Consider the following 20,219-nt stretch of genomic DNA (forward strand, 5'->3'; position numbering starts at 1 on the left):
AGCCGGCCGCTCGAGATTCGCGTGAATCCGGGCGGGCCGTTTCCGACCCGCCATGGCTCCGCCGGGACGCACAGAAGGACCGTCCGCAATGTTGATTACCATGGGCCTGCTTCTGGCCCTCAGCTTCGTTGTTTCGCTGCTTGCCCTGACCTTCCTGATCTGGGCGATCGCGACGCGGCAGTTCGCGCTGGACCGCGCCCAGGCCAAGACGGTCTTCGGCAAGGAGGCAGCCGAGCCCGATACGGACGGCACGCATCTGTTCGACACCACCGGGATCGACCGCGTCTCGGCCCGGCCAGTGCGGCTACTGATCCTGGGCGCGATCTTCTGGCTGCTGCTGGCATCAGCCTTCGGAGTGATCGCCTCGCTCAAGCTGCACTGGCCGGACTGGCTGAACCAGGCCGCGCCCCTGACCTTTGGCCGGATGCGCGCGCTGCACCTGAACCTCGTGACCTACGGCTGGCTGTCGCAGATCGGCATCGCCTGCATGTACTGGATCCTGCCGCGCATCTTCCGCACCCAACTGCGCTCGCCACAACTGGCGGTGATCGGCTTCTGGCTGTGGAACATCGGCGTCACGCTGGGCGCCGTGACCTTCGCCTGGGGTTGGACCGATGGCGAGGAATGGCTGGAGTTCGCCTGGCAGTTTGACATGCTGCTGGTCCTCGCCGGGGTATTTTTCGTCGTGCCGCTGGTACGCACGGCGCGGGCGCGCGAGGTCGACCATATCTACGTCACCGGCTGGTATTTCCTGGCCGCAATGGTCTGGTTCCCCTGCCTTTTCTTCATCGCCAACTTCCCGGGCATTCACTACGGGGTCGAGGAGGCGACCGTGAACTGGTGGTTTGCCCACAACGTCCTCGGCCTCTGGCTGACGCCGCTGGGGGTCGGGACGGCCTATTATTTCATCCCCAAGATCATCGGCAAACCGATCTATTCCTATTCACTGTCGTTGATCGGCTTCTGGGGGCTCGCGCTCTTTTACAGTCAGGTTGGCATCCACCACCTGATCGGCGGTCCGTTGCCGACCTGGGTGGTCACGCTCTCGATCGTGCACTCGATGATGATGTTCATCCCGGTCATCGCGGTGGCGATCAACCAGCATGTGACGGTGGCGCGCAACACCTGGGCACTGCGGGAATCGCTGCCGCTGCGCTTCATCGCCTTCGGAGCGGTGATGTACACGCTGGCTTCGTTCCAGGGCTCGATCGAGGCGCTGCGCTCGGTCAACACGATCACGCACTTCACCCATTACACCGTCGGCCATGCCCATCTGGGGGCCTATGCCTTTGTCTCGATCGTCATGTTCGGCGCGGCCTACCACATCATGCCGCGCATGGTGGGGCGCGAGTTCGCCTATCCCGGCCTGATCCGCCTGCACTTCTGGTTGGTGGTGCTCGGCTTTGCGATCTACTTCTTCGCGCTGACCATCGGCGGCGTGCTGCAGGGCCTCGCGATGCTTGATGCGACCCGCAGTTTTGCGGAAAGCGTGATGGTAACGAAGCCGTATCTGGAAGCGCGGTCGGTCGGCGGCACGATGATGGCGCTGGGCCATGTCGTCTTTGCCGCCAACATCATCGGCATCCTGCGCGCCCCGCGCCGTGCCCTCCAACCCCAAAGCAGCGTGCCGGCAGAATGAACCGCTATCTTCCCCTCGTGCTGATCTCGCTCGGGATCCTCGCATTTGCGACCCTGTTTCTGGTGATCGCGCCGGGCATCCAGATTGCCCAGCGCGCAGTCTCTGAAGGGCTGCGCCCCTATACCGAACAGGAGGCGCGCGGCCGCGCGCAATATGTCAGTCTTGGCTGCGTCTACTGCCACAGCCAGCAGCCCCGCTCGCCCGACCAGGCCCCGGACGGAGAACGCGGCTGGGGCCGTCCTGCCGTCGCGGGAGATTATGTCTTCGACCGTCCGCACCAGCTGGGGACGATGCGCACCGGCCCGGACCTGCTGAACGTCGGCGCGCGCCTGCCCTCGGCAAGCTGGCAGCTGACGCATCTCTATCAGCCCCGTGCAATCTTTCCGTGGTCGATCATGCCGGCCTATCCGTATCTGTTCGAGAAAAAGGCAAAGGCAGCCGAAGGCGACACCGTTGTTGTTCTGCCCAACGGCGTCGGCCCGGCGGATGGCGGCGTCATTGTCGCCCGTCCCGAGGCGCTGGATCTGGCTGCTTACCTGCTGTCGCTCGACCGGACCTATCCGGTGCCCGCAAACTCGCTCCGGGACGACGGTTTCGCCCGCCGGGGAGCAAGCTCATGAACCGGCCCGACAAGCAGCCCGTCAAATCCCGGCTTGCCGACGAGGGCTACGAGCCGTGGGAGAACAACAGGCGCATCCCGCTGCCGGTGATCTGGGTCGCCGTGGCGCTGGCCGTCTGGGGTACGGCAACGCTGCTTCGCGATAGCGGCAGCTACGCGGTCGCCCAGAACGAGCGCCAATCCGGCGAGACTGTGGCCGCCGAGGCGCCGGAGGGCGGCGAGGCGCTGTTCCTCGCCCGCTGCTCGACCTGTCACCAGCCCAACGGCGCCGGCGTCCGGCTGGCTGTTCCCCCCCTGCACGGGTCTGACTTTGCAAAGGCAGGCCCGGAGGTCGTCGCCCAGATCATGCTGCGCGGCATCGACGGCCCCATTCGGGTCTCGGGCTTTGCGTATGACGGGCGCATGCCAAGCTTTGCCGCGGCGCTGAACGATGGTGATATCGCGCAGATCGCATCTTTCGTTGCCAACCGCTTTGGCGGGACCGGGGCCGCGCTCGAGGCCGGGCAGGTGGCCACCCTGCGTGCCGCGCAGGCGAACAAGGGCAGCTGGCAAGGCGGCGCCGAACTGGCCGCGCTGGTCCCCGATCTACCCACGCAGCCACCGATGCCGGCAGAGGCAAAGCCTGCGACCGATCCTGCCATCTCGGCCCTGGTCTTTGCCGGCAAGAGCGATGCCTGGTCCTGCGCCAGCTGTCACGGCGATCTGGGGCAGGGGACCGAGAACACGCCGCGCCTCGCCGGTCTCGCGCAGGGCTACATCGCCCGCCAGCTGCGCGATTTCCGCCAAGGCGAGCGCCATAACGAAAGCATGAATTCGGTCGCAAAAGCCCTGAACGATCATGAGATCCACGGGCTGGCCGCCTATTACGCCCGCCAGCGGGTCGCCTCTGCCGCGCAGCCCGCGCTTGGCGGCGATCTGGCGCGGGGCGAGCAGATCGCGCTGCAGGGCGATTGGAGCATCGGCGTTCCGGCCTGTTTCAGCTGCCATGGCCCGTCGGGCTTTGGCGTGGCACCCGATTTCCCGGCGCTGGCGGCGCAGCAGCCAGCCTACATCGCCAGCCAGCTCGCTGCCTGGGCGGGCGGTCATCGCAACAACTCGCCGCTTGGTCTGATGGACCGGATTTCCGAGGCGTTGCCCGAGGCTGACCGTCGCGCCGTGGCCGACTACCTCGCCTCGCTGCCGGCAGTTCCGGCGCCCGAACAGCGGGCCGAGGCAAAGATTGATGGGGGTAAGGATGAGCTCTGAAAAACACGAGGACCCGGGCCAGGGCCGCAGCGTGAAGCGGCTGATCTATTCTGTCGGCGGGGGACTTGTTCTGGTGGCCATCGGCGCCCTGGCGCTCGAGTCGGATCTGCTGCCGACATGGATCAGCGGCCGCACGACGGAGGCGCCGGCCGCCCAAAGCGCCTTCTTTCAGCCCCCCTCCGAGGATGAACTGCCTGAAGGCCCCTTTGGCGAGGCCGTCAAGCGTGGTCGCGATATCTTCATGAACACGTCCACCAATGCCGGGGAATACGTCGGCAACGGGCTGTCCTGCTCGAACTGCCACCTCGACGGCGGCCGCCAGCCGATGGCAGCGCCAATGTGGGCGGCCTGGACGCGCTATCCGATGTATCGAAAGAAGAACAACCAGATCAATACGATGGAAGATCGGGTGATGGGTTGCTTCAGCTATTCGATGAACGCCCAGCATTCGGTCTCGGGTGGCCCGCCGCCGCATGGCAGCGACATCTACCGCGATCTGGACAGCTATTTCTACTGGCTCGCCACCGGCGCGCCGACCAACGTCCCGATGGAGGGCAACGGCTTTGGCAAGGTCGCCAAGACCGAGGCCGGCTATTCCTCCGACCGCGGGGCCCAGGTCTTCTCGGCCAACTGCGCAGTCTGCCACGGCGAGGACGGGCAGGGCCAGACCGATGCCAACGGCCGGATCGTGTTCCCACCGCTGTGGGGACCGAACAGCTATAACTGGGGCGCGGGCATGGCCAAGATCGACACCGCCGCCGCTTTCGTGCAGCACAACATGCCGCTCTCCCAGCCGGGCAAGTTGTCCGACCAGGAGGCCTGGGACGTCGCCGCATATATCGACAGTCACGAGCGGCCCAAGGATCCCCGCCAGGGCAAGGGCACGGTCGAGGAGAACCGCAAGAAGTCCCATGACGGCGACGCGACCTATTACGGCCAGGTGCTTAATGGCACCCTGATCGGCGTCGGCACGCCCGACCCGGCGCGGCCGGTGGGCGCGCCCGATGCCCCGGCCGGGGTCACGCCGCCGGAATGACCCGGCAGCTGTTCGGCATCGACGGGCTGGCCTGCGCCGGCTGCGCGCGCGGGCTGGAAAAGCGCCTGCAGTCGCTGCCCGGCGTGCGCGCCGCCGGGGTGCATTACCTGACCGCCTCAGCGCTGGTCGACTGGGATGAAAACCAGGCCAGCCGCGCCGACCTTTCGGCTGCCGTGGCCAAAGCCGGCTATGTGATGGCGCCGCGGCACCGACCGGACGAGGTTTCCGCCGCGATGGGACGCGATCTGCACCGGCTGGGCATCCGCCTTGCCGTCGCCGTCTTTGCTGGCATGTGGTCGATGGTGCCGGCGCTGGTGATCTATTTCACGGCGCTGGGTCCCGATGTCGCCTTCTGGCTAGCCGTTGCCTCAGGCCTTTTCGCGCTGCCAGTCGTATTCTGGGCCGGTTCCGGCATCCTGTGGATGGCCTGGCGCTCGGTCCTATTGCGCGCGCCGGGGATGGACCTGCTGATCGGCCTCGGCGCGCTGTCAGCCTGTGCGGTCTCGGCCTGGTCGCTGGCGCAAGGCCGGTCCGAGGTCTGGTTCGATACCGCGACAATGCTGATCACGCTGCTGTTGTTCGGGCGGCTGGTCGATACCGCGACCCGGCGCAGCGCGGTCGATGCCCTGCGCGCGATGGAGGACGCCTCGCCGGAAACCGCCTTGGTCGAAACCGATGCCGGCTGGCAGCCGCAACCCTGCGCCGATGTGGCCATCGGCAGGCGCATCGCAGTCGATGCCGGCGCGCCGGTCAGCATGGACGGGGTGGTCCTTTCCGGGGACAGCCAGATCAACCGCGCTGTCCTGACGGGCGAGACGGCGCTGGTTGCTGTCGGATCGGGGGACCGGGTCGAGGCAGGTGCCATCAACCTCGGCCGGCGCCTGATCCTGAGGGTCGAGCGCGCTTTCGGCGACCGCGAGATCGACCGCATGGGCGGGGCCATCGCGCTGGAAGTGGCGCGGCGCGGCACCCGCGCCTCAGCCTCCGACCATTGGGCGGCGCGTCTGTCCGTGGCGATCCCGGCGCTGGCCGCGATCACCGCGCTGGTATCCTTTGGCCTGGGACTCGGGGCCGAGGCCGCGCTGCTGCGCGGGCTGACCCTGCTGGTCGCGGCCTGTCCCTGCGCCTTGGCGATTGCCCTGCCACTGGCGCAGATGCGCGCCGCCCAGACCGCCGCTGCCCAGGGCATGCGCCTGCGCGATCCCGACGCCTTCGGCGCGCTCGGCCATCTCGGCAGCATCGTCTTTGACAAGACCGGCACGTTGACCACCGGCCAGTTGCAGGTGGTCGAGCTACGCCCGGCCGAAGGGATCGATGCCGCCCAGCTGTTGCAACTCGCTGCACTGGCCGAGACCGGGATCAGCCACCCCATCGCCCGGGCGATCATCGCCGCGCATGGCTGCGAGGCTGGGGTGGGCGGGCGCCGCCTGCCGCGCGGCGCCGAGGCCGAGGACGACGCAGGGCGCGTGGTCGAAATCGGCGCTGCCGGTCAGGCCGATGCGCAGGGGCGCAGCTGGCTGGTCGTCCGCCGCGACGGGCGCGAGGTCGGCCGCATCGCGCTGGCAGACACGCTGCGGCCAGAGGCGGCCTCCGTTCTTGCAACGCTGCGGGAACAGGGGATTGTCCTGCACATGGCAACTGGCGACAGCGCGCCCGCGGCGCTTGCCCTGGCAGACCGGCTGGGGCTTTCGGCCGGCTCTGTCTCGCATGACTGCACGCCCAGCCAAAAGGCGGCGCTGCTGGGAAGCCTGCCGCGACCCGTGGCCTTCGTGGGCGACGGGGTCAATGACGGACCCGCGCTCGCCGCCGCTGATTGCGGGATCTCGGTCGCGGATGCCCATTCGGCCGCGGTGCAGACGGCGGCGGTCGTGATAACCGCCGGCGGGCTGACCCATATCGCCGGGGCCATCACGCTGTCCCGCGGCACCCGGCGGATCGCGCATCAGAACCTGGCCCTGGCATTGATTTATAACGCGTTCATGTTGCCGGCCGCCGCTTTCGGGCTGATCGGTCCGGCGGTCGCGGCGGCGGCGATGCTGGCGAGTTCCGTCTCGGTCATCCTGAATAGCCAGAGGCTCGGCCGGCGCGCCGCCGGCGAGGATCGGCCGGCCGCCCCCCGGGCCGGCTGGATTTCGGCCGGCGTGGCCGATAAATTCGAAACGCTTTGAGGGTTCGAGATGCAACATGTCACTCGCAGAACGGTCACGTTTGCCTTGCTCGCGCTGCTGGCCGCGTGCAGCCAGACAGATCCAAAGTTCAAGACCTACAACGGCCCGCCGGTGACCGAGATCGTCGTCAACAAGGGCGAGCGCCGCATGTACCTGATGAGCGGCCAGACCGTCCTGAAGGCCTATGAGGTCGGGCTCGGCAACGAGCCGGTCGGCACCAAGCATTTCGATGCCGACGGCAAGACACCGGAAGGCGTCTATTTCATCGACCGCGCCAACCCGAACAGCGAGTTTCACCTGTCGCTCGGCGTGTCCTACCCGAACGCGAACGACATCGCCTATGCACAGGCGCAGGGTCGGCACCCCGGCGGCGATATCTTCATCCACGGCTGGGGCGATGAGGGTCACCGCCTGGCGCCCACCAAGCGCGACTGGACCGCAGGCTGCATTGCTGTCCGGGACGAGGAGATCGAGGAGGTCTACGCCATGGTAAAAGGTGGCGTGCCGATCGTGATCAATAGCTGAGCTATCGCGCGGACCTCCCTGCGGAGCGCGCGAAAAGCGCCGCGCCCACCCTCACCGCTCCCTGCAAAACGCCTCGTAAAGCGCTGACATCAGCACCTGAACGTCCGGGTCGCAGATGCTGTAATAGATCGCCTGGCCCTCGCGGCGCGTGTCCACCATCCGCGCCTCGCGCAGCTTGGCGAGGTGCTGGCTGAGCGCGGACTGGCTGAGACCGACTGCTGCCTGCAGGCTGCCGACCGACCGCTCGCCGGTGGCGAGTTCGCACAGGATCAGCAGGCGCTTTGCGTTCGCGACCAGGGCCAGTCGGCCCGCGACGTGGTCTGCGCGCTGCTGAAGGGCAGGGATCGAGGGGGCAGACTTTGCATCCATGATATTAGGATTGCCTTATATAGAATGTGCTAATATATAAGCCGCTGTCCGCCCAAGGCAAGCGGGACGATGTTAGCGAGGCAAGACGCATGGAACTGGCGGTTGAGACAGCGTTCACGCCCTGGGCCTCGCTGGCTGGCGGGGTTCTGATCGGCCTCAGCGCGGTGATGGTGATGGGCCTTTTCGGTCGCATCGCCGGGATTTCAGGGATCACGGCCGGTTTCCTCGGGGCCATCGCGCCCATGACCCGCGCACCGCGAGACCGGGACTGGCGCATCGCCTTTCTGCTGGGCCTGATCGCTGCGCCGCCGCTGGTGATGCTGCTGGGCGGGACGGTGACCCAGTCGGTGCCCCGCAATCTGCTCCGGATGGTGATGGCCGGGCTGCTGGTCGGCGTCGGCACGGCGCTAGGCTCCGGCTGCACGTCGGGGCATGGGGTTTGCGGACTCGCCCGGCTGTCCCGCCGCTCGCTCGTCGCCGTGCTGACCTTCATGGCGGCGGGAGTTGCGACGGTTTTCGTCCTGCGCCACGTGGTGGGGGCTGTGTGATGCGCCTGGTGATGGGATTTTTCAGCGGCCTCATCTTTGGCCTCGGCCTCGTGATTTCGGGGATGGCCAATCCGGCCAAAGTGCTGAACTTCCTAGACCTTGCCGGGACGTGGGATCCCAGCCTAGCCTTTGTCATGGCTGGCGCGATGACCACGGCCTTCATCGGCTACCGGTTGGTCTGGCGGCGCAAGGCCCCGGTCTTGGACGCCAGCTTCGATCTGCCGGCGCAATCGCGGATCGACCGTCCCCTGATCCTGGGCGCTGCATTGTTCGGCATCGGCTGGGGCATCGGTGGGTTTTGCCCCGGACCTGCTTGGGCCGCGCTGCCGCTGCTGGCCCCCGGCACGCTGGTTTTCCTGCCGGCCATGCTCGCCGGCCTCTGGATCGGCGCGCGCGCCAGATCGAACAACTTCCTCGCGGCCAAAGGCGCCTTGCAATGACCGACTCGAAACTGAAACAGCGCCTCGTGCGTCATTCGCCCTCGCGCGGGGTGGGCAGCCCCGACGTTTGGGGCATCTACGAGCCTGACACCGGCTCGATCCAGTATATCTGCGCCGACCCGGTGACCAGAATGGCCGCGCTAATCGACGTCGCGTGGAATTTCGATCCCAAGAACTACCGCTTTTCGACCGGAAGCATGGACCAGGTGCTCGATCTGGTGCGCGCCGAGGGTCTGACCGTGCAATGGGTGCTCGACACCCACCCCCATGCTGATCACGTCATGGCCTCCGCCCATCTGGCGGAGCGGACCGGCGCGCCGAACGCGATTGGCGAGAAGGTGCCCGAAATCGCCGCCATCTGGGCCGAGATCTACAATCTCCCCGGCGTTTTCGAGCCAAAGCGCGATTTCGCCCACCTGTTCGCCGAGGGCGAGACCTTCCGGATTGGCGATCTGGAGGCGCGGGTCATGCTGTCCCCCGGGCACACGCTGGGCTCGGTCACCTATGTCTGCGGCGATGCAGCCTTTGTGCATGACACGCTGATGCAGCCGGACGTCGGCACCTCGCGTGCCGATTTTCCGGGCGGCAACACGGCGCAACTGTGGGATTCGATCCAGGCCATCCTGGCGCTGCCGCCGGACACCCGCCTTTTCGTCGGCCACGACTACGGCACTGACAGCCGCGACGAGCCCATGTGGGAGGCGACGGTCGCAAGGCACAAGGCCGAGAACCCGCATGTCAAGGACGGCACCCGACGCGAGGACTGGATCAAGCGCCGCGACGACCGGGACGCGACCCTGCCGCTACCGGACCGCATCCTCGCCGCGCTGCAGGTCAACCTGCGGGGCGGTCGGCTGCCTCGGGCCGAGGATGACGGCCGGGTCTATCTGAAGCTGCCTGTCAACCGCTTCTGACGCGGGGGGGCAGGTTCTTGAACTTGCGGATTGCTCCGCGACATTCGGCCTCCGGGGGTTGCCGATCTGCATAAGATCGCCTTTATGCAGGCGATCCGGCCCTTAGGTCTGCGGCCCCTCCCAATATGCTCGCATGCGGTTGCCCGTCCCTCTGGAAGGCGCGCCCGCGCGCTCAAGAAAGCCATGACCGAATACCCAGCGCATAGATTCTCCGTCGCGCCGATGATGGACTGGACCGACCACCAGTGCCGGGCGTTTCACCGGCTGCTGAGCCGCCGGGCGCTGCTTTATACCGAAATGGTGACCGCCGCTGCCATCGTGCATGGCGACCGCGACCGCATGCTGGGCTTCGACCGCGAGGCAGAGGGCCAGGTTGCGCTGCAACTGGGCGGCTCGGACCCCGCGCTGCTGGCAAAGGCGGTTCTGGCGGCGCGGGCATGGCCCTATGTCGAGATGAACCTGAACGTCGGCTGTCCCAGCGACCGGGTGCAGTCAGGCTGCTTTGGGGCCGCCTTGATGCGCGATCCCGGATTGGTTGGCGATTGCGTAGCTGCCATGCAAGACGCGGCAGGCGGGGTCGAGGTCACCGTCAAGTGCCGCATCGGCGTCGACGACCAGAACCCCGACGAGGTGCTTCCCGCCTTTTTGCAGATGCTGTCGGACCGTGGCGTGCGGCGGGTCACGATCCATGCCCGCAAGGCATGGTTGCAAGGCCTCAGCCCGCGCGAGAATCGCGAGATCCCGCCGCTCGATTATCCGCTGGTTCATGCCATGCGCGAGGCGTTTCCGGATATGCACCTGTCGATCAACGGCGGCATCGCCAGCCTCGCGGCTGCGGTTGAACACTTGGGCGTCATGAACGGGGTGATGGTCGGCCGGGCCGCCTATCACCAGCCATGGGACGTCCTCGGCGCAGCCGACACGCTCTGGGGCGAGGCGCCCCCGCTGACGACGCCGCTGTCCGCCGCTGAAGCGATGCGCCCGCGGATCGCGGCGCATCTGGCGGCGGGCGGGCGGCTGCATCAAATCACACGCCATATGCTGGGGCTGTTTCACGGCCAGCCCGGCGCGCGCGGCTGGAAGCGCACCTTGTCCGAGGCCGGCCCGACCGGCGATCTGCGGACCTACGACTTCGCCATGGCGGCTGTCGCCTAGCGGACGTCCGCGCTGCCGTTCAGGCGCGCTCTGCCGCCTTGGCGGCATCCCATAGCGCGTCCATCTCGGCCAGATCGCTATCCTCGGGGCGCTTGCCGCGGGCGGCGAGCGCCGCCTCGATCGACGCAAACCGGCGCGTGAACTTGGCATTGGCGCTACGCAAGGCCTCCTCGGGGTCGATGTCGAGATGGCGGGCGAGGTTGGCCACGACGAACAGCAGATCGCCCATCTCCTCCGTCAGGTGGGCCTTGTCGGCGCTGTCGCGCGCGGCCACCAGTTCGGCGGCCTCCTCCTGCAACTTGTCCAGCACCTGCGCGGTCTGCGGCCAGTCAAAGCCGACGCGCGCGGCGCGGTTCTGCAATTTGACCGCGCGGGTCAGCGACGGCAGGCCCAAGGCGACACCGTCCAGCACTCCCCGCTCGGCCTTGGCGGCGCGCTCGGTGGCCTTGATCGCCTCCCAGTCCTTGACCTGCTGGGCGGCGGACTTGTCGCGGCTCTCGTCGCCAAAGACATGCGGGTGACGCGAGATCAGCTTGCCGTTGATCGCGGCGGCGACCTCGGTCAGGCCGAACATGCCGGCCTCGCGTGCCATCTGGGCGTGAAAGACCACCTGCAACAGCAGATCCCCCAACTCGCCCGGCAACTCGTCCCAAGCCTGCCGGGCGATGGCGTCGGCGACCTCATGCGCCTCCTCGATGGTGTAGGGGGCGATGGTCGCGAAGGTCTGCTCGATGTCCCAGGGACAGCCGGTGCTGGGGTCGCGCAACCGGGCCATGATCTGCGCCAGCCGGGCGATCTCGGCCCCGGCGGCCTCGTCGTCCCGCGGGTCGCCTGTCGGAAGGGTGGCCTCGGTCATGGACAATTCCCCGGCAAATGCTGACTGTGGCCCGAACTGCCATAGCCCCTGCCGCGAGTCCATCATGCCCGTCCTGAACCGCATCGCCGCCTTCGAGAGTGACATGACCGCCTGGCGGCGGCACCTGCACCAGCATCCCGAACTGGGATTCGAATGCCACCAGACCGCGGCCTTCGTTGCCGAGAAGCTGCGGGAATTCGGAGTGGACGAGGTGCATGAGGGCATCGGCCAGACCGGGATCGTCGCGATCATCAGCGGCAGTGGCGGCGCTGGCCCGACCATCGGGCTGCGCGCCGACATGGATGCGCTGCCGATGGACGAGGCGACGGGCGCGACCTGGACCTCGCGCGTGCCGGGGCGAATGCATGCCTGCGGCCATGACGGCCACACCACCATGCTGCTGGGCGCTGCGCGTTATCTGGCCGAGACCCGCAACTTTGCCGGCCGCGTCGCGCTGATCTTTCAGCCTGCCGAGGAGGCTGGCGGCGGCGGCGAGGCAATGGTCCAGGACGGCATGATGGACCGATTTGACATCGGTCAGGTCTTTGCGCTGCATAACAATCCCGGTCAGGACCTTGGCAGTTTTCGGACCACGCCCGGGCCGATCATGGCGGCGGTCGACACGCTCGACATTACCGTCAGGGGACGCGGCGGGCATGGCGCCATGCCGCATCTGACCGCCGATCCGATCGTCTGCGCCGTCGCCATCGTGTCCGCGATCCAGACCATTTCCAGCCGCAACCATTACGCGCTGGACGATCTGGCGCTGTCCGTGACCCAGATCCACGCCGGCAGCGCCGACAACATCATCCCTGACAGTGCCTGGGTGAACGGCACCATCCGCACCTTCGATCCGCAGGTACGCGAGATGGTGCGCCGGCGCCTCACCGACATCTGCGAAGGCGAGGCCCGCGCCTATGGCGTCGAGGTCGAACTGGTCTATTCCGAGGGCTACCCGGCGACGGTCAACGACAATGCCGCCGCCGCCTTTGCGGCCGAGGTCGCGCGTGACGTTGCGGGCGAAGCCCAGGTCGATGCCGCTGCCGGGCGCGAGATGGGGGCCGAGGATTTCAGCTACATGCTGCAGGCCCGGCCAGGGGCGTATCTGTTCCTCGGCACCGGACCCGGGGCAGGGGTGCACAACCCCGGCTTTGACTTCAACGACGCCGCATCGCCGGTCGGGGCCAGCTTTTTTGCCCGCCTGGTCGAACGCGCGCAGCCCGCGCGGCGGGTCGAGGCGGCTGCTTCGTAACCCAGCCGCCCCGCCCCGGAATTCGCCCTGCTGCGGACCGCATCATGACCCTGTATCCGCTCGCCCCCGCGCCGCGAATCGGCGCGGGGGTTTCTTGTAATCCCGGTCCTTGGCGAATAGGGTGCGCGCCAATCCGCGCCGCGGCCCCTCCGCCGGCGCACGTCGCGTTCGACCAAAGGACACCCGATGTTCGTCAGCCCAGCCTTCGCCCAGACCACCGCCGCCGCCCCCGGCGGGGCCGCCGCCTTTGCCCAGTTCGTGCCGCTGGTCCTGATTTTCGTCATCATGTATTTCCTGATGATCCGCCCGCAGCAGAAGAAGGCCACCCAGCACCGCGCCATGGTCGAGGCGCTGAAAAAGGGTGACACCGTGGTCACCTCGGGCGGAATCATCGGCAAGGTCATCGCGGTGCGCGAGAATGAGCTCGAGGTCGAGATCGCGCCGCAGGTCCGCATCAAGGTTGTCCGCGCGACCGTCGCACAGGTGGTGACGCCGAACGCGCCCGCCGCCGCGAACAGCTGAGGTCACGATGCTCGACATCGCGCCGTGGAAGCGCATTCTCATCCTGCTGGTGACCCTGATCGGCATCGGCCTGGCTGTCCCGAACCTGTTCTACGGCCGCGTCGAGGCACATAACGACGCCATCTCTGCCGCCGAAAAGGCCGGTTTTGCCACGCCCGAGCAAAAGGCGGCCGAGGCCGGCTGGCCCGGCTTTCTACCCTCGACCCTGATCAACCTCGGGCTCGACCTGCGGGGTGGGGCGCACCTTCTGGGCGAAGTTCACGTCCAGGAAGTCTACAAGTCGCGGATGAACAGCCTGTGGCCGGAACTGCGCCGCGTGCTCTCCGAGGCCCGCGATCAGGTCGGCGCCGTACGCCGCGTGCCCTCGCCTGAAGGAACGCTCGCGGTCGAGATCGGCAATCCTGACCAGATGGCCCGGGCGGTCGAGCTGGCGCGCACGCTGGCGGTGCCGGTCGCCTCGATCTCGGGTGCCGGTCAGACCGATCTGGCCATCACGGCCGAGGGCAACCGCCTGATCGTCACCCTGTCCGAGGCTGAGCGGGTCGCCACCGACGATCGCACCATGCAGCAGTCGCTGGAGATCATTCGCCGCCGCGTCGACGAGGTCGGCACCCGCGAGCCGACCATCGTGCGGCAGGGCAAGGACCGGATCCTGATTCAGGTGCCCGGCATCGGTAGCGCCGCCGAGCTGAAATCGCTGATCGGCACCACCGCAAAGCTGACCTTCCACCCGGTCGTGGGCCGCGGCACCGATCCCAACGCCCGCCCGGGAATCGGCAATATCCTCGTACCCTCGCTCGACGAGAAGGGGGTGTTCTACACCCTTGAGGAAACCGCCGTCGTCACTGGCGAGGACCTGACCGACGCGCGTCCGTCCTTTGACCAGAACGGCCAGCCGGCGGTCGAATTCCGCTTTGGCCCCTCGGGCGCGAAACGCTTTGGCGCCTTTACCGCCGCCAATGTCGGCCAGCCCTTCGCCATCGTGCTGGACAACCAGGTCATCTCGGCCCCCGTGATCCGCGAGGCGATTCCGACCGGATCGGGCCAGATCAGCGGGTCGATGAACATTGACCAGTCGACCCAGCTCGCCGTCCTGCTGCGTGCGGGCGCGCTGCCCGCGCAGATGACCTTCCTCGAGGAGCGGACCATCGGTCCCGAACTCGGCCAGGACAGCATCGACGCCGGGCGACTGGCGGCAATTATCGGCACTGTCGGCGTCATCGCGTATATCGTCGCCAGCTACGGCCTCTTTGGGGTCTTTGCCTCGATCGCCGTCTCGGTGAACGTCATCCTGATCCTCGGGATCATGTCGCTGATGGGCGCCACGCTGACGCTGCCCGGCATCGCCGGCATCGTGCTGACCGTCGGCACCGCCGTCGACGCCAACGTCATCATCTACGAGCGCATCCGCGAGGAACTGCGCAAGGGCAGGCGCGTCGGTCCGTCGATCTCCACCGGCTTTCAGGAAGCGATGTCGGCGATCATCGATGCCAACATCACTACCTTCATCGCTGCGCTGGTGATGTTCTTCCTCGGGTCCGGCCCGGTGAAAGGCTTTGCCGTCACCCTGACCATCGGCCTTGTGACCTCGGTCTTCACCGCGATCTTCCTGACCCGTCTGATGATCGCCGTGTGGTACGAGCGCACGCGCCCCAAGCAACTGATCCTGTAAGGGGGACCGACGCATGGCCTTTCGTCTCAAGCTGGTTCCCGACGACACGCGGATCAACTTCTTCCGCTGGCAGTGGCTGACCTTCGGCATCTCGGCGGCGGCGATGATCGCCTCGATCATCATCACCCTGACCATGGGGCTGAACTTTGGCATCGACTTCAAGGGCGGCACCACCATCCGCACCGAGACGACGACCCCCGTCGATGTCGGCACCTACCGACAGGCACTGGACGGCCTCGGCCTTGGCGATGTCGCCATCACCGAGGTGTTCGATGCCAGCTTTGGGGCCAACAAGCACGTCACTCAGATTCGCATCGGCCCGCAGACCAATGCCCAGGCGGTCACCCCGGAAGAATTGACCGAGGTCGAGGCGGCGTTGAAGAAGGTCGACCCGAACGTCACCTTCGCCGCGGTCGAGTCGGTCGGACCCAAGGTCTCGGGTGAGTTGATCAAGACCGCCTTCTACTCCGTCGGCGCGGCAACCATCGGCATCCTGCTCTACATCTGGCTGCGATTCGAATGGCAGTTCGCGATCGGCGGGGTATTTGCGCTGGTCCATGACGTGGTGCTGACGGTCGGGATCTTCTCGCTGTTCCAGCTGAAGTTCGACCTGACGACCATCGCCGCGCTGCTGACCATCCTTGGCTATTCGATCAACGATACCGTCGTGGTGTTTGACCGGCTTCGAGAAAACCTGATGAAGTTCAAGTCGATGCCCTTGATCGACGTGATGAACCTGACGGTGAACGAGACCCTGTCGCGGACCATCATGACCGCTGTCACGACCGCCATCGCGCTGACTGCCATGCTGGTCTTCGGCGGCGACGTGATCCGCGGCTTCGTGTTTGCAATGCTCTGGGGCGTCTTCGTCGGCTGCTATTCGACGATCTATGTCGCCAAGAACATCGTGCTGTGGCTGGGCGTGAAACGCGACTGGTCCAAGAAGGTGCGCACCGATGCGGCCACCGAGGCCGAGGGTCATGGCACGCCGTTCTCGGACATGCCCTGATGGCGATGGCGCCGATCGACTTTGATGGCGCGGTGCCAATCGACGGCTACGGTCCCGGCTTCGTCCGCCTGGGCGGGCAGGTATATCGCGGCGCGATGCTGATCCTCGGCGGTCAGGTGCTGCCCTGGGGCGGCCTTGATGACAGCAAGGCAGTGGCCGCGCTGGCAGGCCGCGCCGACCTGCTGCTGATCGGCCTCGGGGGCGAGATCGGTCGCGCCCCGCCGGCGCTGCTCGACGCGGCCGAGGCCGCGGGCCTGCGCACCGAGGTGATGGTTACCCCATCTGCCGCGCGCAGCTACAATGTCCTTTTGTCCGAGGGGCGGCGCGTCGCCGCCGCGCTGATCCCGGTATGACGGCCCTGCTGACGGCGTACGGCCTCGCCGTGGCGCGCGGCGGCGCCCGCACGCTTGAGGGCCTGGACCTCACCCTCCATCCCGGGCAGGCGCTGATCCTGCGCGGGCCGAACGGGGTCGGCAAGACGACGCTGCTGCGCACAATCGCCGGCCTGCAGCCAGCGGTCGCCGGGCGGATCGATGTCCAGCTCGACTCGATTGCCTATGCTGCCCATGCCGATGGCCTGAAGTCGGCCCTGACCGCAGCCGAAAACCTGCAATTCTGGCGCGAGGTCTTTGCCGGCCCGGCGGTCGCACCGGCCCTTGCCGCGATGGACCTGGCTCACCTCGCTCAGCGGCCGGCCCACACCCTGTCCGCCGGGCAAAAGCGCCGCCTGGGGCTCGCGCGCCTGCTGGTCAGCGGCCGCCCGATCTGGGCGCTGGACGAGCCGACCGTCTCGCTCGACGCTGGCTCAGTTGCATTGTTCGCGGGGGTAATCCGCGCCCATCTGGCGCAGGGCGGCGCGGCGCTGATCGCGACCCATATCGACCTCGGCCTGCCCGAGGCGCGAGAGCTTGATCTTGTGCCCTACCGCGCCGTCCCCGGCCGCCGCACAGCCGCAGCGGCCAGCTTTGACGAGGTTTTCGCGTGACCGCCGTGCTGCTGCCTTACCCCAGAGTCGGACAGCGCACATGATCGCGCTGCTGGTCCGCGACTTGCGCCTTGCCGTGCGCGCCGGCGGCGGCTTTGGCCTTGGCCTCGCCTTCTTCCTGATCACCTGCACGCTGGTACCGTTCGGCGTCGGCCCCGACGGCGCGCTGCTGGCGCGCATCGCCCCCGGTATCCTCTGGGTCGGCGCGCTGCTGGCCTGCCTGCTTTCGCTCGACCGCATCTTTGCCCTCGATTGGGAGGACGGCAGCCTCGACCTGCTGGCGACCGCCCCGGTTCCGCTGGAGGCCGCGGTGCTGATGAAAGCCGCCGCGCATTGGCTGGTGACCGGCCTGCCGCTGGTGCTGGCGGCGCCCCTTTTTGGGCTGCTTCTGCATCTGCCCGGCGCGGCCGTCCCGTGGTTGGTCGCGTCGCTGGCGCTCGGCACCCCCGCACTGTCGATTCTCGGCGCGTTTGGCGCGGCGGTTACGGTGGGTCTGAGGCGCGGCGGGCTGCTGCTCTCGCTGCTGGTGCTGCCGCTCTACGTGCCGACGCTGATCTTTGGCGCCGAGGCGGTACGACGCGGGGGCCTTGGTGCCGATCCCACTGCGCCGCTGGTCTTCACCGCCGCGATTACCGCGGCGAGCCTTGCGCTGGTGCCATTTGCCGCAGCTGCCGCGCTGCGGATCAACCTTCGGTAATCAGACTTGAGGCGCATCTGCGCCCGCCTTACGACGATGATGGGAGGACGAGCCATGACCTCGCTTTGGGAATATGCCAATCCCGTCCGCTTCATGCGGACGTCGGGGCGCGTGCTGCGGTGGCTGGCGCCGCTCACCGGGTTGGTGCTGGTCTGCGGGCTGGTCTGGGGCTTTCTGGTGCCCGACGACTACCGACAGGGCGCGACCGTCAAGATCATGTATCTGCATGTCCCGGCGGCGATGATGGCGATCAATATCTGGGTGATGATGCTGGTCGCCTCGCTGATCTGGATGATCCGCCGCCACCACGTCAGCGCCCTCGCGGCGCGGGCCGCGGCGCCGGTCGGTGCGATGATGACCGTCATCGCCCTGATCACCGGCGCGATCTGGGGCCAGCCGATGTGGGGCACCTGGTGGGAATGGGACCCGCGGCTGACCAGCTTTCTGATCCTGCTGCTGTTCTACCTAGGCTACATGGCGCTGTGGTCGGCGGTCGAGGATGCCGACAGCGCGGCCGACCTGACTGGCGTTCTGTGCCTTGTCGGATCGGTCTTTGCCCTGCTCAGCCGCTATGCGGTGAACTTCTGGAACCAGGGGCTGCACCAGGGCGCCTCGTTGTCGGTCAAGTCTGGCGAGCGGATGAGCGCGGCCTACAAATACCCACTGTATCTTTGCATGATCGGCTTTGCCCTGCTGTTCTTGACCCTGCTGCTGATTCGCACCCGGACCGAGATTCGCACGCGCCGCCTCGCGGCGCTGCACGCGCGCGAGGCCCGGGCGTGATCGAGCTTGGAAAATACGCCGCCCCGGTGCTTGCCGCCTGGGCGATTTCGCTGGTGCTGCTGGCCGCGCTGATCGCGCGCACGTTGATGCGCAATGCCGCCGCCCGCCGCGCCCTGGAATCCGAAGAGGCGCGTCTGGCGCGCCCCGCCGCCACTGCAAAGGGGGAACAGCCGCATGGCTAGATTGTCGCCGCTTGTGCTGTTGCCGCCCGCCGTGTTCGCCGCGCTCGGCGTGGTGTTCTATCTGGGCCTCGGGCGTGATACCCAATTGCCCTCGAACCTGATCGGACAGCCCGCGCCGGGTATCCAGGTCCAGCCGCTGGGCGCCCTGCCGCCGCTGACCCACGAGACGCTGCGCGACGGCCAGCCCAAGCTGGTCAACTTCTTTGCCAGCTGGTGCGCGCCCTGCCGCGTTGAACATCCGAATCTGGCGGCGCTGCAAGCCGCCGGCGTTCCGATCTACGGCATCAACTACAAGGACGATCCCGCAAAGGCCGAGGCCTTCCTGGCCGAACTGGGCAACCCCTATGCCGCGATCGGCACCGATCCCAAGGCCAAGACCGGACTCGATTGGGGCGTCTATGGCGTGCCCGAGACTTTCGTCATCGATGGCGCCGGGCGCATTACCTATCGTTTTGCCGGCCCGCTGACCGCGCGCACCATCGACAGTCAGCTGAAGCCCGCCATGGAGGCCGCCGGCCTGAGGCCGGGGCCGGTCCCGGCCGCGGCCGCCGCGCTGCCGGCAGGCGGGGCAGGGGGTGCTTCCGCGTCTCGGGGCTGAAGCGGCCGACGCCTCCGGGAGGCTGGAGCTGGCATCTTGATTTCCACCGGAACTGACGTTATCTTGCGTCATATCCAGTGGAAGGAGGCATCCATGTCCCTTGCATCCTATGCCGATCAAGGCGCTTTCTCGCCCCGGCGCATCGCCGAGGCGCTGCACACCACGCAGGACGAGGTTGCACGCTCGACCGGCCTCGGCCGCGATGCACTGGCGCGCAAGGGCCGGGCGCTCAGCGCGCGGACCCAGACTCGCCTGCGCGAGATGGTCGAGATCCTCAACCGCGTCACGCCGCGCTTTGGCTCTGATCTGATCGCCTTTGCCTGGTACCGGTCGGAGCCGCTGGCCGGCCTTGGCGGGCTGACCGCAATGGCGCTGGTGCGCGACGGACAGGCCGAGGCAGTGATGGACTACCTCGACGCCGTGGACGATGGCGTCTTTGCCTGAAACGGCGGGGGACGCTGCCGCGCGCCCCCCACCGCCCGACCCCACGATCTGGCAAGGCACCCTCTACCGCGCGCTGAACCCCCGTTGGATGCGCGAGCCCCTGTCTGGCGAGGGCGCGCGCCGCCACGGTGGACGCTTCAACCTCAAGGGCCGGGCGGCGCTCTATACTGCGCTTGACCCGATGACGGCTGTGGCCGAGGCCTCGCAGGTCGGCCAGCCTCTGCAACCCGTGACGCTGGTCAGCTACGCCGCGGCAGTGGGGCCCATCTTTGACGCCACCGAACCGGCGCTGCTGGCGAAATGGGCGGTCTCGCCCGCTGATCTGGCCGCGCCTGACTGGCGCCTGCGCATGGGCGCGGCCCGGCCCCCCGCTGGCACAACCGCTCCGGAGGGTGGCGCACCGGGCCAGATCCTGGCAGAGCGGCTGATCGCGCATGGTTATGCCGCGATGCTGGTGCCGAGCTATGCGCGCACGGCCCAACCGGGCGCGCGTAACATGGTGCTGTGGGATTGGGACGGACGGATCTCGGTGAACGACACCGAAGGGCGGCTTGCCTGACG

24 protein-coding genes are annotated in these 20,219 nt (G+C 67.5%); 22 read left to right on the forward strand and 2 right to left on the reverse strand.

Annotation, left to right across the window (positions count from 1 at the left end; translation table 11 throughout):
• Positions 1-88 precede the first annotated feature (88 nt).
• The 6 genes from DRW48_RS07450 to DRW48_RS07475 are packed head-to-tail and all read left to right on the forward strand — an operon-like array spanning position 89 to position 7,232.
• Positions 89-1,639, forward strand: coding sequence for a cbb3-type cytochrome c oxidase subunit I (locus DRW48_RS07450; RefSeq protein ID WP_114075859.1), 1,551 nt, complete (start codon positions 89-91; stop codon positions 1,637-1,639).
• A complete protein-coding gene (locus DRW48_RS07455) occupies positions 1,636-2,259 on the forward strand; it encodes a cbb3-type cytochrome c oxidase subunit II (RefSeq protein ID WP_114075860.1) in 624 nt (207 codons plus the stop codon). Before DRW48_RS07450 ends, DRW48_RS07455 begins: the two co-directional genes overlap by 4 nt.
• Positions 2,256-3,503, forward strand: a complete 1,248-nt coding sequence (locus tag DRW48_RS07460; protein ID WP_114075861.1) for a c-type cytochrome — start codon at positions 2,256-2,258, stop codon at positions 3,501-3,503. The genes DRW48_RS07455 and DRW48_RS07460 overlap by 4 nt, the downstream gene beginning before the upstream one ends.
• Positions 3,493-4,539 carry a c-type cytochrome gene (locus DRW48_RS07465; protein ID WP_114075862.1) on the forward strand — a complete coding sequence of 349 codons (1,047 nt, stop codon included), beginning with the start codon at positions 3,493-3,495 and terminating at the stop codon, positions 4,537-4,539. Before DRW48_RS07460 ends, DRW48_RS07465 begins: the two co-directional genes overlap by 11 nt.
• A complete protein-coding gene (locus DRW48_RS07470; RefSeq protein WP_114075863.1) occupies positions 4,536-6,707 on the forward strand; it encodes a heavy metal translocating P-type ATPase in 2,172 nt (723 codons plus the stop codon). The genes DRW48_RS07465 and DRW48_RS07470 overlap by 4 nt, the downstream gene beginning before the upstream one ends.
• A gap of 9 nt (positions 6,708-6,716) precedes the next feature.
• The gene (locus DRW48_RS07475) at positions 6,717-7,232 is read left to right on the forward strand and encodes a L,D-transpeptidase family protein (RefSeq protein ID WP_114075864.1); all 516 of its coding nucleotides are present in this window, start codon (positions 6,717-6,719) and stop codon (positions 7,230-7,232) included.
• A gap of 51 nt (positions 7,233-7,283) precedes the next feature.
• Here DRW48_RS07475 and DRW48_RS07480 read toward each other — a convergent pair whose 3' ends face one another.
• Positions 7,284-7,601, reverse strand: coding sequence for an ArsR/SmtB family transcription factor (locus DRW48_RS07480; protein ID WP_114075865.1), 318 nt, complete (start codon positions 7,599-7,601; stop codon positions 7,284-7,286).
• A gap of 89 nt (positions 7,602-7,690) precedes the next feature.
• Here DRW48_RS07480 and DRW48_RS07485 point away from each other — a divergent pair, with 89 nt between their 5' ends.
• The 4 genes from DRW48_RS07485 to dusA all read left to right on the forward strand — a co-directional run bounded on the left by DRW48_RS07485 (position 7,691) and on the right by dusA (position 10,658).
• Positions 7,691-8,149 carry a YeeE/YedE family protein gene (locus DRW48_RS07485; RefSeq protein ID WP_114075866.1) on the forward strand — a complete coding sequence of 153 codons (459 nt, stop codon included), beginning with the start codon at positions 7,691-7,693 and terminating at the stop codon, positions 8,147-8,149.
• A complete protein-coding gene (locus DRW48_RS07490) occupies positions 8,149-8,589 on the forward strand; it encodes a DUF6691 family protein (protein WP_114075867.1) in 441 nt (146 codons plus the stop codon). The genes DRW48_RS07485 and DRW48_RS07490 overlap by 1 nt, the downstream gene beginning before the upstream one ends.
• Positions 8,586-9,503 (forward strand): MBL fold metallo-hydrolase, encoded by a 918-nt coding sequence (locus tag DRW48_RS07495; RefSeq protein WP_114075868.1) that lies wholly within the window; start codon positions 8,586-8,588, stop codon positions 9,501-9,503. The genes DRW48_RS07490 and DRW48_RS07495 overlap by 4 nt, the downstream gene beginning before the upstream one ends.
• Positions 9,504-9,686: 183 nt before the next feature.
• A complete protein-coding gene (gene dusA, locus DRW48_RS07500; protein ID WP_114075869.1) occupies positions 9,687-10,658 on the forward strand; it encodes a tRNA dihydrouridine(20/20a) synthase DusA in 972 nt (323 codons plus the stop codon).
• 19 nt (positions 10,659-10,677) lie between these two features.
• Here dusA and mazG read toward each other — a convergent pair whose 3' ends face one another.
• On the reverse strand, positions 10,678-11,514 hold the full coding sequence (gene mazG / locus DRW48_RS07505) for a nucleoside triphosphate pyrophosphohydrolase (protein ID WP_114075870.1): 837 nt from the start codon (positions 11,512-11,514) through the stop codon (positions 10,678-10,680).
• A gap of 64 nt (positions 11,515-11,578) precedes the next feature.
• Between mazG and DRW48_RS07510 the strand changes: the two genes are divergently transcribed.
• The 12 genes from DRW48_RS07510 to DRW48_RS07565 all read left to right on the forward strand — a co-directional run bounded on the left by DRW48_RS07510 (position 11,579) and on the right by DRW48_RS07565 (position 20,217).
• The gene (locus DRW48_RS07510; protein WP_114075871.1) at positions 11,579-12,766 is read left to right on the forward strand and encodes a M20 aminoacylase family protein; all 1,188 of its coding nucleotides are present in this window, start codon (positions 11,579-11,581) and stop codon (positions 12,764-12,766) included.
• A 186-nt stretch (positions 12,767-12,952) separates the two neighbouring features.
• Positions 12,953-13,288: a preprotein translocase subunit YajC gene (yajC, locus tag DRW48_RS07515; RefSeq protein ID WP_114075872.1), complete on the forward strand. Its 336-nt coding sequence runs from the start codon at positions 12,953-12,955 to the stop codon at positions 13,286-13,288.
• 7 nt (positions 13,289-13,295) lie between these two features.
• Entirely contained in the window at positions 13,296-14,960 is a 1,665-nt protein-coding gene (secD, locus tag DRW48_RS07520; RefSeq protein WP_114075873.1) for a protein translocase subunit SecD, read from the forward strand.
• Between the two features lie 13 nt (positions 14,961-14,973).
• The gene (secF, locus tag DRW48_RS07525; RefSeq protein ID WP_114075874.1) at positions 14,974-15,969 is read left to right on the forward strand and encodes a protein translocase subunit SecF; all 996 of its coding nucleotides are present in this window, start codon (positions 14,974-14,976) and stop codon (positions 15,967-15,969) included.
• Positions 15,969-16,322: an Mth938-like domain-containing protein gene (locus tag DRW48_RS07530; RefSeq protein WP_114075875.1), complete on the forward strand. Its 354-nt coding sequence runs from the start codon at positions 15,969-15,971 to the stop codon at positions 16,320-16,322. Before secF ends, DRW48_RS07530 begins: the two co-directional genes overlap by 1 nt.
• The gene (ccmA, locus tag DRW48_RS07535; RefSeq protein WP_114075876.1) at positions 16,319-16,954 is read left to right on the forward strand and encodes a heme ABC exporter ATP-binding protein CcmA; all 636 of its coding nucleotides are present in this window, start codon (positions 16,319-16,321) and stop codon (positions 16,952-16,954) included. The genes DRW48_RS07530 and ccmA overlap by 4 nt, the downstream gene beginning before the upstream one ends.
• A 40-nt stretch (positions 16,955-16,994) precedes the next feature.
• Positions 16,995-17,651 (forward strand): heme exporter protein CcmB, encoded by a 657-nt coding sequence (ccmB, locus tag DRW48_RS07540; protein WP_114075877.1) that lies wholly within the window; start codon positions 16,995-16,997, stop codon positions 17,649-17,651.
• Positions 17,652-17,705: 54 nt separating this feature from the next.
• A complete protein-coding gene (locus tag DRW48_RS07545) occupies positions 17,706-18,434 on the forward strand; it encodes a heme ABC transporter permease (protein WP_114075878.1) in 729 nt (242 codons plus the stop codon).
• Positions 18,431-18,616 (forward strand): heme exporter protein CcmD, encoded by a 186-nt coding sequence (ccmD, locus tag DRW48_RS07550; RefSeq protein WP_114075879.1) that lies wholly within the window; start codon positions 18,431-18,433, stop codon positions 18,614-18,616. The genes DRW48_RS07545 and ccmD overlap by 4 nt, the downstream gene beginning before the upstream one ends.
• The gene (locus tag DRW48_RS07555; protein ID WP_114075880.1) at positions 18,609-19,214 is read left to right on the forward strand and encodes a DsbE family thiol:disulfide interchange protein; all 606 of its coding nucleotides are present in this window, start codon (positions 18,609-18,611) and stop codon (positions 19,212-19,214) included. Before ccmD ends, DRW48_RS07555 begins: the two co-directional genes overlap by 8 nt.
• Positions 19,215-19,307: 93 nt before the next feature.
• A complete protein-coding gene (locus DRW48_RS07560; protein WP_114075881.1) occupies positions 19,308-19,658 on the forward strand; it encodes an antitoxin Xre/MbcA/ParS toxin-binding domain-containing protein in 351 nt (116 codons plus the stop codon).
• Positions 19,642-20,217, forward strand: coding sequence for an RES family NAD+ phosphorylase (locus DRW48_RS07565; protein WP_114075882.1), 576 nt, complete (start codon positions 19,642-19,644; stop codon positions 20,215-20,217). The genes DRW48_RS07560 and DRW48_RS07565 overlap by 17 nt, the downstream gene beginning before the upstream one ends.
• Positions 20,218-20,219: the final 2 nt, after the last annotated feature.

The sequence above is a fragment of the Paracoccus suum genome, from assembly GCF_003324675.1.
GTDB lineage: Bacteria > Pseudomonadota > Alphaproteobacteria > Rhodobacterales > Rhodobacteraceae > Paracoccus > Paracoccus suum.